We start from the raw sequence: 9081 nt of genomic DNA, 5'->3' as shown, positions 1-9081 counted from the left end.
ACGTGCCTTCAGCCGGTATGTACGCGGTTTTTTTGCTAAACCTGACAACGGAAACAACCGGTCAATCAGTCGTTCACTGACTTCCCGAGCCTCATTGAGCAGTCCAAGATCGGTCGGATAGCGAATGGCCTGCTCGGCTACGGTGGCATCAATGACCAACTTGCCGGATGGCTTGGCTTCTGGCTCCTCTCCAACTGTTTCTTTTGCTTTATCAAGCTGATCTTTGGCATCCGAAGTTTCTGTCTCATCCGTCATTTCATTGATCTTGCCAGTCTGTTCAATGGTTTCAGCAGTCTCAATGGCAGCTTTTCTCTCGGTCGATCCATCTCCTGACTCCGAAGAATCTCTGTCTGAGCGATCTGGCTGTTTCGCCTTTTTGTCCTTCTTTTTCAAGATTTCTGATAGCTTCGTTGCAACAGACTGCTCAAACTGTTCATATACCGTCGCGCCCATGCGTTTGCGAATCTCGACAAACAAAGAAGGTGCAAACGGTTGCTCCAGGGTGAAGCCGGAAAAACCGCAAAAGAATTGAAGATACGGGTTCTCCTGAATCTGCAGAACAGTCTCTTCGTCAGTCCATCGCTGGCGGTGCTTGATGATCACTGCACCGACCATTAAACGGGCCGGTTTGGCTGGTGTGCCCTGGTCGGCACTCATGCCGCTGTAGTATGCCTTCGCAAACTCACCCCAGGGAACCAACCCTGCCAGTTTGACCCACCGGTTATTCGGATCAAGACCTCGTTCAAACGGACTCTCAAATCCGGGCAAGGTAAGCTGCTTTTTGTCGCGTTCTCGAATCATCAGGTGCACGCCTTTTTGGCTGTTTTGGCCGAAATTCATGCACACAATTCTATCATAATCGAATTTTAATGTATAGTTTCAATGCGTTATTCTTTTTGAGGAGGCCCTATATATACGTAACACACATAACATGTGTAACATATAGGTTTTTGTTAGACTTTTTTGTTACGCAAACCGTGACTGCTCACGTAACACGTAACACCCTCAAATCTCTCACAGCTCACAGTGCAGATCTTTCGGCACCACCGTATAGAGACGCACCAAACGTCCACCCACTCGATAGATATCCGCTCGTTCCCGCCTGTTCTCACGATCGGCACACACCAGCAGTTGACTCTGCTCCAAAACAGCCAGCGCCCGGCGAAAATCAAAACCGGCAAGCGCCTCGCGCAAACCCGCAGAGGTAAATAAAAAATGCCGCTCGCTGCCACCATCGGCAGTGGCGACACTCTTATACCAACCTGCCCGGTTGCGTACCGCCTCATCGGAACCCTGCAGCGCTGAAAAACGGCTGTCACCATGCAGATCCAAAAATTCCAACACTTTGCTGATTATCGACTTGCTCTCACTGTTGCCGCGACCGCGATTGCTGAGCCAGATTTTGTACACCGTCACCGCCGCCTGCAACGCAGCACCCGGCTCCCATCCGCAGAGCTCAAAATCCTGTGTCGCCAACTCGCCAGCCATCGCCACCAAGGCAAACGATTGCGCCGCCCTCTGCTCCAGGCCGTCTTGCAAAACAAACTCCGACCAGCCCCGCTCATAAACATAACGATACAACGCGGGCCAATCGGCTTTGCAGCCCAGCAACGCCCGTAAAAAGGCCCGTCCTGCCTCGCCATGATGCCGTTTGACCGCACCGCGCAGATGATCGGCCAACTCCCGGCCAGAAGCCATTCCATGCAGCTCATCAAACATGCCATAGCGCCGATGGCAATGCACATCCAACAAACGTACCTCCTGACCGGCACGCTGCTCCATGCGCACATCGGACAGATAGGTAGCCAGCATCCGCTCGCCAGAAGACAAGAGCAATACCCGCCAGCGACTCAACTCCTTGGCCTCCCCGTGTCGATCGGCACGCTGCTTGCCGCGCCCATTGGAAAGCGCATAGATGATACTCCCCGCTTCCCGCGGATTGACCTCGGCAATCTCATCCAGAACCATCAGCCCATCATTGAATTGTGCTGCCGCCGCCTCCAAACCATTGCCAGTGGCGCGCCAACTGCGCTGAAACTCCTGACCTCCCCACACCGAAGCCGCTACCCGCAACGCTGTGGTTTTGCCGGTCGAAGAGTCGCCGACAAAATGAAAACCAAAACCATCCCGACCCACCGCCCGCAATAAAACTCCCGCAAAGGCCGCCGAAACCGCAAACAGCAGCAGTGGATTGCCCTGACAATAGGTTGCTATCTCCTTTTGCCAACCCGACAGCGAGCCGGAACAGGCATAGAGTTGCGCGGCGCCATGGCTGCCCTGAAAATAGATATCCGGGTCGCCAAAGATCTCATCAGGCAACACAAAACTCTGCTGATGCCAGCCCACCTGCTTGGCCAGACTCAGACTTTTGCTTGGAATCTGGCTTTGCAGATAGCTCTGCAGATGCGCCCGATTGTGCAGATCAATCAGCAGGCCACGATCCAGCAATTGCGCCCGCAACTGTTCGCCACGATCACTCAAGAGGGTCATCGGCATGACATAACTCTTCCAGACCCCGGTGGTGTCGCGAAAGCGCAACAAGCGACAAAATGAGAGACCTGACAGTTCACTCAGTTGCGCCTCCACATACAACGGCCCACACACAAAAAGATCGACCGGCGTTTGTCTGGACTCGCTCTCTTTGAAACCATGATAATAGAGCCCTGCCGCTCTGCCAGCCTGCTCCTCCTCATAGACACGATAGCAGGGTCGTTGCAGAGGCGCTTGCCGCTCTTGCGGCCTCCCCAAAGGGGTAGGGTCACCCCCGACAGTAGCGTGGCTGTTCATGGCTTGCCTCCTGCAGCGCTGCGACCTCTTCCCATCCTATGCTCTCTGGGCAGGGCCCACTCTCCTGGCAATTTTTGTCGGCAGGGGCTGTCGGCAAAAGCACAACAACCGCACCCCGCAACCGCCCCCTGCACCAAAAATGCAGCTTGCCGCCACATGGCGCAACCCTCGACCAGACCATTGGCCAGCCGCCAACAATCCCTGTTGCCTCCCCCTCCCGGAGCAGGTGGCAGCAGGTTCAGAGGCCGATGGATGAGGGGTGTGTTATATTTGTTTTTGTAATTCATGATCACCTTTCTATAGGTTGGAGTAATAGATGATCATGATATTAACGATTCCATGGAGTTATTGGAACATGAAGCACTTCAGCAGTTGTTTTGGATAAGATAGTGTTTTACTGTATGTTTTAACATATATTGTAAATGCAGGCGCATTTTTTCTGCAATAGCCCACCGCAAGCCTCTGCCTGGGCGCCTGCAGAATGGCTATTCCTCCGCTGCTGACTCCTTACAAAACAGAGCACGATCACGCGGATCTCCCAAACCATCGCTCCTGCCCTCGGCAAAGGGGCGAAAACGTTCTATCAGATCTTCAGGAGGGGCGGCACCTTTGAGACGTTGACGCAGTTGCGGATAATCGGCCAACAGAGCAGCCACACCCGCACGAGTGGTCTGCCGCAGATCCGGGCGTTGCCCGCCTATTTCATAGAGAATCTGGATGGCAGATGTAAACTCTTCAAACAAAAGCAAATATTTTTGTATCCTGTCTGCAGGCCAACGGCCGCTTTCTGCCAATTCCAGCAACGCTTCGGTCATTTGCAGATAATAAAATTGCGGTGCGTTTTTCCGCCAGGTGTTCAGAATGGCATGGTGTATGGGGAGAAGAGATATTGCCTCAGGAGATAATATTAATGTGATTCTGGTATAATGGAAAACACTATATATTGATCCTTCATGATAAAATCTATCTCCTGCTTTTGTCAAACAGGCGTTTCCTGCTTCTGTCTGCCCCAAAATCAATAGCACCAAACCGCGATAGAGCAAAACATGGCCGGTACCATGGGAATCATCCTCTGGCGAGTGAAGCTGTAATATCTCTAGAGCTTCCTGACAACGCTGACGGTAAAAAGTAAGAAAATAACCCAAAAGAAGCTTGTACCAATTATTATTATTCTCTAGACCGACAGCTTGGCGATAGGCCGCCTCTGCCTCTTCATAATTCCTGAAGCAGCGTGCATAAATACTTCCTAGAGTTGACTGAACATAAGCATCTTTCTCACTCAAATCAATTGCCTTTAGGGCGGCCACTTTTGCTTCCTCACATCTTCCTGTGGCCTGCAACAGATCTCCCAAACGACTCCAAGGCGAGCTCCAGGATGTATTACGTTCAATTGACTCCCCGTAAACAGTTTCAGCCTCTGCAAATCGACCCAGGTAAACGAAAAGCAACTCACCCCACAAAAATAAAACATTATCATTTGAAGATAATTTTTCCACAGAATAACGCAAAAAAGGTTCCACCCGTATGGCCATCAAATCATAATTATTCATAATCCAATGTGCAAATTGTAAACTGAGCCATGGATCCTTTGGCGGTTTTCCTTGTAACAGAGGTTCCAAAACCTCTTCAATGCGCTCACGACTAGGTTTTACCTCTCTTGTTAACACCTCAAACTGCAACCACTGATCCGCAACAACCCACTCGCTGGCTCGCTGCAAAAGCGCTCTATTCCATTCCTGATCTTGGCTATCCAACAAGTCCAATAGTTCGATCATCGCTGACCTGTCTGGAGGCACACGCAAGCCTTGTGCGATGGCCTGCCAGGCTTCGTTTTTACGGTTCAGCTCTTTTCTGAGATCCCTGGCCAATAAAAACCAATAGGGCGCATGCTCCTGCCAGCTCGAAAAAAGCGCCTGCCCATTCTGCAGCGGTTGCAACAAAAATTGTCTCAGCCCCTCGCCCGGCGGTTGCAGGAGCAGATCGGCCCACTCTTTGCGGCATTGATACTGTTTTTCAAACAACGCCTCCTGCTCCCCGGCAGGCAGGGCAGGCCAATCCTGCCGTTCGGCCATAAACAGTTCGAGCTGCTCTGAAATGCGCTCTCTGGGCAGATCGGGATAGGCAGAAAGAAGCTGCAGCTTGCCCTTTTTGTCCAGGGAGAGGGTTCCCGAAAGGGCATCGAGAAAGGCGTCTCGTACCATATCGGTCAAACCGCTGCGTGCGGGCAACAGACGATCCCGCTCTTGACGAATCCGTTGCTCCTGATTGGGGGCAGAAATGGTAAACGGCCAATGCCAGGAAGGAAGCCGCAGCAGATCGGCAGCGGGAGCAGCAGCAAAAACAGCGGGCGGACCAGCAGAAAAGGCTGGTCTCTCCGGCAGCTCCGATCTTTGCCCCGAACGCAACTCCTCGGCGGGGGCTGTGCTTTTTTCTGCGATGGTTACCCCGGTGCGCTGCAACTGCTCGCTCACCTTGGCAATCTGTCTTTCCAAAGAGGGGGGGGCCAAAGATTCGGCAATCTCCACAATCACCCGGCTGTAGGGATGCTCCAGGGTTTCAAAGGTCAAGGGAAGGTCAGAGAGCGCCAGACGGGGGGTATAGGGCAAGGTAAAAATTTTGGGAGGCTCTTCGCGTTGATAGCCCGGCTTTTCTCTGCAATGGCTTTCCACCACCCTTTTGCCCTGTTTCAGGACGGCGATAGCGGCGGGATCATCATACAGATGGACCGGTACGGGTGAAAAGACCACCATGAGATCACGGGCATAGTTGCCCTCCTCCACCCGTTCTGCCCGCAACTGCCGCAGAGTAAGCTCCAGACCAACCAGATTTTGTTCATTCAAACCGGAGACCAGGATCATGCGATCGGCCAGATAGCCCAATACCAGATCCAAAAGTTCAGGAAATCCGGTGCGACAATCGATCAACAGATAATCCAGACCACGGGCAGCCTGTTCCGGTTTATCGGCAGCTTTTGGCAGTCGAAACTTCTGCATATCCTCGCGAAACAGCTTGGCAAAAGCGCGCAAGGTCATGGCATCCATGCTCTCATTTGGGCGCCCGCCTTTGGGCGGAAAGGGCAATGGCTGCAACTCATAAACCGGCGGATAACGAAAATGCACCTGACCTGCCGGAATCACCAATACCCGGCCATGATTTCCCCAAAATCTTTTCTGGTAGGGCGGATTGGGCTCCGGCGGCGGGTTGAGTTCATGAAAGAGAATATCCGGTTCAAAATAGCCCAGCCCATCCTTGTCATCGCGACCATTATAATAGGCCGCCAACAGATCACTGAAACCAACATGGCTAAACTCTGGATTGAGCAGGCTTTTTGGATCCAAGAGCGGTGAATAACTCAACCCTGGTGCCGCCAGATCCATATCCACCAACCCAACCACCCGCCCCAGCGAAGCCCAATAGGCGGCCAGATTGGTCAGCAATGCCGTGCGACCTACGCCCCCCTTGAAGGAATAAAAGGCGATAATCTCCATGGTTTCCTGAGCGACTAGTTAATGGAATTAAGGGAAGGTGGATCGGCTTCTGCTGGTCCACGACCCGCCAACACTATAGAGGCAGAAGCATTTTGGTGGTGTATTCGATTATTTTCGGCTGCTTGGCCTGAGCGTGCTCCCTGAGGGTAAACATCTACAACAGAACGGTCTGTCAGAGCAGAAAGCGATTGAATAATGGACTCCGTTTTTCTCCTGCTCGTCTCACGGAAAAACAAATCACTCTGTTCTTGCCAATTTTTGGCCCATGTGCGTGCAGTAGCGGCAAATTCATCATAAGAAAGAGCAGGAAAGTGAGGTTGCACCAATTGTTTGAAAGCCAGCAACTGACGATCATTATCCCCTTTGAGAAACAGGAGTGTAGCCAGATGTTGATGAAAAGATAAATAGAGAGGATCTCCCCTGGATGAACCGACACACAATGCCCCACAACGACACCATTTTTCCATATTCGGAAAAAACTCCTGATGCCAGTCGCTCTTCAATTCGTAGGCAATACGCTCTTGCACAACTTTCAACAAGCGCTCTGCGGCACCACGACGCAGTGCCCGCAGAGTTTGCTCATCGGCAATCAGCAGAGAATCCCCCTCTGGCGACAACGCAATGGGACTCTCCCCACCCCAGGGAAAGGGGGCTTTGCATCCCGATTCATAGGCCTGCAAAAAATCGTGCCTGGCAAACAGGGCGCAAGCCGTCGGAGCAACCTCTCTGGGCTCAGCCAACAGGCGCACCCTCTTTTCATCTGCCAACTGCTGCAACCTCTCCCGGTCAATACAATTCTGCAGACCCTTACGAGGATCAAGCAAGTAGAAATATCCTGGCTCACTCTGCTTTTGCACCACCAACTCCACCAGACCACACTGACCAGGTATATGACCGTTAATGGCTACCACCAGCAACCGTTCCTGGTGCAAGGATTGCCCTGCTGTCTCAGCATTCTGCGTCAAGGATTGAGCTGCTGTGTCACCCACTCTATGCTCCGTTTTCTGCCCGCATCAACCATCTCCGCGGCTGTATCTGCAACCGTATGCTCTGAACTAAACAGACCCTCCAATAGCGCTCCTGCTCCATAGGGATCATCCAACAACATATCCCCCAGGGTATCCATGGTAGTGCGCACGGCTGACCAAAAGAACAACCCTTCGGCAAGCGGAATCTTTCCACGCACACGCACCTCCCAACTCCAGGAGGGCCAATCAACTTTTGGAGAAAAGTTGCTGGAGAATCGCGCCGGCAAACTCTCCCAACAAGACAAAGGAGTGGGATTGGCAGAGGGCGGTTGGCCAAGACAATAGCGCTGCCAATCCTGTACAAAATATTCATCCAGATAGTAGGCAAAATACTCCCGCCAGTCGGACAAAGCATAGGCAGTGCTTTTGAGAAAAGCGACCGCATTCGGAGAGGGCCAATCGGTATCACTCATCCCGCGAAAGGGATCACACTTGCCGCGATAGACTCCCCCGCTGTCATAAGGCGACGCCTCTCCCTCTTTTCCCTTCTCCATTGCTGGCCAATAGACAAACAACAGATTGCCATAATGGGAATCGGCCTGACCAGCATAAAAATAGGTACACCGGGACCAAAGACAACCCTTCTGGACTTTTCTGGCAAAAGAGCCGTCGCGCGTCTCCTGCCAAGAGGGTGCCAATCCCTGGCTGACCGCATCTTTGAGCATATCAGTCACTTGGTCGAACTCCGCCACCCGCATCAACGGCATCAAATCGGCAGGAACTGGGCTGGGCTTGCTGCTGTGCAACAGACTCTCTCCACGGGCAAAAAATCTTCTAGACAAGCGGATACCCCCTGCAACAACAGCACAGCCAGAGCCGTATGCACAGAGTCTGGCGCCCTCAGGCGCACAGTTATCCTCACAGCCCCTATTCTTGCACCACTTTTATCCCTATGGCAACTCTATTGGGCAACAATCAACACTTTTCGCCGCATCAAGCTCTACCATCTGTTGTGCCGTTTTTTTGCTCACCGCGTCGGCCAAACAAAATATTGGGGATCAATCAGCAATAACTTGATAAAAATATGGGTTGAGAAAGGCTGCTGCTGATACATGACTTGACTGCTTGCTGACCGCTTCATAATCCAGCATAAAAAAAACATACTCACAAAAATATGCCAAGCTTTGCAAAATTGATTTTTTTCTTCCATCCTTCTGTATGGTCCCTGTTGACCGCTTGCCAGTAAGTTGCCTGCACACCCTCAACCGAAAGGAGTTCACTTATTTATGAAATTTCCTATACTTATCATGACATCCTTGATCCTGTCTGGTTGTGCAACCCATATCCATCCGACCAATGAAGCCATCCTCCCCAGCAAAAAACCATTGGGCAGCTTCAAAAGTGTGCGCATCTCTCCTCTCGTCGTCTCACATTCGGAAGGCGACAAAGGCGATGCAAAAGCTGTCGAATTGATGCAAACAAAATTAAACCAATGCTTGAATAGCATCTTTGGCAAAAATGTCGAGCAAAACGATGCCAAAGCGGATGAACGTCTCCTGGTGTCACCCAGCATTATTGACCTGAAAAAAGTAACCGCAGCCGAACGGGTCTTTCTGGGGGCTTTGGCCGGTAGCTCGGCAGTGCTGTTGCGTACTCGTTATACCGTTGAATCCAGCGGAGAAGAGCTCGCAGCTCCTACCTTTTATGCCAAAGCCAGCGCCATGAGCGGAGCCTGGAGCTTCGGCAGTAACGATAATGCCATGTTGTCTCGTATCGTTACCTCTGCCTGCGATTATGCCAGAAACAACTATTAACTCGCAAATTTGAGTGAAAGCAGT

The 9081-nt window shown here is 51.8% G+C and carries 6 protein-coding genes and 2 pseudogenes; 1 reads left to right on the top strand and 7 read right to left on the bottom strand.

The genetic code is table 11. The features are described from left to right. The 7 genes and pseudogenes from EJP87_RS18935 to EJP87_RS00480 form a co-directional block, all read right to left on the bottom strand. Positions 1-189: pseudogene (locus EJP87_RS18935) on the bottom strand (IS5 family transposase); the annotation flags it as partial. A gap of 276 nt (positions 190-465) precedes the next feature. After that, positions 466-801, bottom strand: a pseudogene (locus EJP87_RS19165) (transposase); the annotation flags it as partial. A gap of 213 nt (positions 802-1014) precedes the next feature. Then, a complete protein-coding gene (locus tag EJP87_RS00500; protein WP_130469910.1) occupies positions 1015-2787 on the bottom strand; it encodes a DUF927 domain-containing protein in 1773 nt (590 codons plus the stop codon). After that, positions 2784-3074 carry a hypothetical protein gene (locus tag EJP87_RS00495; RefSeq protein WP_130469909.1) on the bottom strand — a complete coding sequence of 97 codons (291 nt, stop codon included), beginning with the start codon at positions 3072-3074 and terminating at the stop codon, positions 2784-2786. The genes EJP87_RS00500 and EJP87_RS00495 overlap by 4 nt, the downstream gene beginning before the upstream one ends. A gap of 198 nt (positions 3075-3272) precedes the next feature. After that, on the bottom strand, positions 3273-6275 hold the full coding sequence (locus EJP87_RS00490) for a KGGVGR-motif variant AAA ATPase (RefSeq protein ID WP_130469908.1): 3003 nt from the start codon (positions 6273-6275) through the stop codon (positions 3273-3275). A 14-nt stretch (positions 6276-6289) separates the two neighbouring features. Beyond that, positions 6290-7240: a hypothetical protein gene (locus EJP87_RS00485; protein ID WP_227657385.1), complete on the bottom strand. Its 951-nt coding sequence runs from the start codon at positions 7238-7240 to the stop codon at positions 6290-6292. Then, positions 7237-8085, bottom strand: coding sequence for a hypothetical protein (locus EJP87_RS00480; RefSeq protein WP_130469906.1), 849 nt, complete (start codon positions 8083-8085; stop codon positions 7237-7239). The genes EJP87_RS00485 and EJP87_RS00480 overlap by 4 nt, the downstream gene beginning before the upstream one ends. A 444-nt stretch (positions 8086-8529) precedes the next feature. Between EJP87_RS00480 and EJP87_RS00475 the strand changes: the two genes are divergently transcribed. Next, the gene (locus EJP87_RS00475; RefSeq protein WP_130469905.1) at positions 8530-9057 is read left to right on the top strand and encodes a hypothetical protein; all 528 of its coding nucleotides are present in this window, start codon (positions 8530-8532) and stop codon (positions 9055-9057) included. Positions 9058-9081 lie beyond the last annotated feature (24 nt).

It is taken from the genome of Candidatus Magnetaquicoccus inordinatus (genome assembly GCF_004217665.1).
GTDB lineage: Bacteria > Pseudomonadota > Magnetococcia > Magnetococcales > Magnetaquicoccaceae > Magnetaquicoccus > Magnetaquicoccus inordinatus.
Note: the sequence above shows the minus strand (reverse complement) of the source record. Positions and strands in the feature narration are given on the sequence as shown.